Consider the following 2,598-nt stretch of genomic DNA (forward strand, 5'->3'; position numbering starts at 1 on the left):
CTCGCGCCGCTCCTACGGGGGAGACCCGCGGCGGGGGGGCTTGCTGTAGGAGCGGCGCAAGCCGCGAGCTTTTTGGGGCGGTATCGATAAGGCGTGTCGCCTTCAACCCCTCGCGGCTGACGCCGCTCCTACGGGGGAGACCCGCGGCGGTTCGGTTTGCTGTAGGAGCGGCGCAAGCCGCGAGGCTTGTTGAAGCGGACGCCAGCCAGCAGCCACACTACCCGCGTCGTTCACCCGTCGATAACTCCAAAGGCATCGGATCGGGCGAGTCGCCACGCAGCGAGAGGTGTTCAAGAGGAAAACGCCGGAAGGCGCGCACGAAGCCATAAGACACCTCGTCCTCCAGCCTTACACTGCCGCGGGCATCGATACCGGCCGCCCGAATCAGATCAACCAGCGCCTGTACGCTCTTGCCCACGGACGGGAGCGCGTCCCCACGAAATGTCGGCACCAGTGCGAGCAGGTCCAGCGTGTAACGCTCGCCCTCCAGCAGCTCACGATCAGGATTCAAGCGCGCATAAAGCCCCGACACATCGGGCGAAAGACGGGCGTGCAGCTTCTTCTGCTTGCTGCGGGTGGCGTCGAGAAGGCTGTTGAAATCGTCCGGAAAGGCAGCACGCACATAGCGTTGAGCCAACCAGGTGACCAGCAGGTCGAGGTCCGCCTGCAGGACCACGCGCGTATCATCCGGCATGCGGTCGGCCAGCACCGCGCGGTCGACAAAGAGCCGGTCCCACGGCAAGAACTGAAACCAGACCTCGTTGCCCTCCTGCCGAATCGGCATGTGCAAACAGCGAGGATGTTTCCCGGCAGCGCAGTGTCCCCGTCGTTTCAGGGCGGCATCGTCCTCGGCCCGCAATCCGACAAGGATCTCCGCGTACGGCTCGCCCTGAAGCGATTCATGCGTCAGATCGCAGGATTGGCTCACCACCAGGCCGATCAAATCTCCTGCGGGCTCCCCCTCAAGGTAACGCGCGCCCAGCAACGCGTGATCGTCGCAGCGCAAAACGCTGCCCTGCTGCCAGCCTCTATCCGCAACCTGCCTCCCAAGCGCCGCCATCGATCAACGGCCCTCAGCGAAAAGGGTCGGCAAAGGTGCGCCTGGCCGCCATCTCGCGCTCCATCGCAAGACGGCCGCCCGCAAACTGAATCGCGGCCAGATCCAGTGGGTCGGCACGCAGCAGGTCGAACAGGCTCTTCTCGTAGATCACCGGTGCGGTCATCGCCGTACCCGGCACACCAAACCCCGACCGCTCCCAATCGAGCGCAGCGCGACGCAGCATGTGAATACGGGCCAGCTTCGCCGGCCGGGGTGCCGCACCATCGCGCCACGCATAAACAGTCGGTCGGGTCACAGGGCCGCAAATCTCGGCGATCTGCGCCGTATTCAATCCGAACACGCGCGCAATCAGATCAAGATCAGCCGCCACACCCAAGCCTGTCCGGGCCGGGTCACGCGCCAGATCCGGGCGCGGAAGCGACGGAAGAACGCGCAGCCTGTCGGCCCCGCCCGATGGATCCGAGAAGAAGCACATCACGACCCCGCCGCTCGGCCGGGTGACGACAGTCGCCCGTCCAAGCTCGGCTCCGCCGGCAACCAACGCCAGAAACCCCCGCGGCGCGCCTGCAAACCCGCTTCGCATCAGTTCCATCGCTGTGTCCTCGCAAACTCCGTCGTCACTTTCCAAAAAGCCTCTCGGGCCGGCTCGTGCAGCCGGTCGAGCCGACTGCGCGCGGCATCGACATCGAAGGGCACGCCTTCGGCCTCTGCCACTTCCCAGTAATGATCAAAATCCAGCACCGCGACGGGCCGATCGTTGGGCACCTCGACCTTAAGCGGCAGATCGAACTGCCCCAGCAAGTCGGGCATCATGCCCAGCCCGTGCACACCGGCCAGCGCCCGCACCACGAGCGCCCCTGCCGTGGTCTGCACCACCGTCTCGCTCAAGTGCCGCATGACCGTTTCGCCGTCGGCGGCCAAGGGCGAAAACGGCAGCAAGGGCGCCGCGACATAGTGCTCCAGCAATTCATCCGGCATCGGTACGACGGCGTCATTGTAGCGCAGCCCCACCCGATGCAAGCTCGGCGGGCGCAGGGTTTCAACCAACGCCTCCACCACAGCCAGGCAATCTTTCGCAAACCCCTCGAAGCGCGGGTACATCGTCGTGGCGTAGGCAATCCGATCCACCTCCAGGTGCACTGCCGCCCCTGCCTCCGGCGCCCGCCAGATCACATACGGCGCCGGCATGATCGTGACCCCCGCGTCGCCAAGCTGCACTTGCTGCGCCACGCCCTCGGTCACGTCCGTAAAGCGTCGCGCCATCCGCTCCTTGAGCGCCACCAACGCAGCCGGCTCGAACGCCACCCGCCCGAAGCGGAACTCCGCCAGCACCAAGGTCAGCGGTTGCCGTTCAAGCTTCGGATAGCCCCCATCGCGCACCATGTCACCCTCCCCTCTACGAAGCGCTTCTATACACAAAACTATACACACTTCGACCAAACTTGCCGGGAGAGTTCTTCCAACCCCTCGCGGCTGGCGCCGCTCCTACAGTGCGACCAAGCGCCTGGCTCTGCTGTAGGAGCGGCGCCAGCCGCGAG

The 2,598-nt window shown here is 65.4% G+C and carries 3 protein-coding genes; all 3 read right to left on the reverse strand.

The annotated features are described in order from the left end of the window. Positions 1-217: 217 nt before the first annotated feature. The 3 genes from C662_RS19410 to C662_RS19420 all read right to left on the reverse strand — a co-directional run bounded on the left by C662_RS19410 (position 218) and on the right by C662_RS19420 (position 2,443). Positions 218-943 carry a hypothetical protein gene (locus tag C662_RS19410; RefSeq protein WP_232433322.1) on the reverse strand — a complete coding sequence of 242 codons (726 nt, stop codon included), beginning with the start codon at positions 941-943 and terminating at the stop codon, positions 218-220. Positions 944-1,073: 130 nt separating this feature from the next. Continuing rightward, complete coding sequence (locus C662_RS19415; protein WP_037985212.1) at positions 1,074-1,652, reverse strand: hypothetical protein; 579 nt, start codon at positions 1,650-1,652, stop codon at positions 1,074-1,076. Further along, positions 1,643-2,443: a TIGR04255 family protein gene (locus C662_RS19420; RefSeq protein WP_002934380.1), complete on the reverse strand. Its 801-nt coding sequence runs from the start codon at positions 2,441-2,443 to the stop codon at positions 1,643-1,645. The genes C662_RS19415 and C662_RS19420 overlap by 10 nt, the downstream gene beginning before the upstream one ends. Between the last annotated feature and the right edge of the window lie 155 nt (positions 2,444-2,598).

It is taken from the genome of Thauera sp. 28 (assembly GCF_000310145.2).
Classification (GTDB): Bacteria; Pseudomonadota; Gammaproteobacteria; order Burkholderiales; family Rhodocyclaceae; genus Thauera; species Thauera mechernichensis.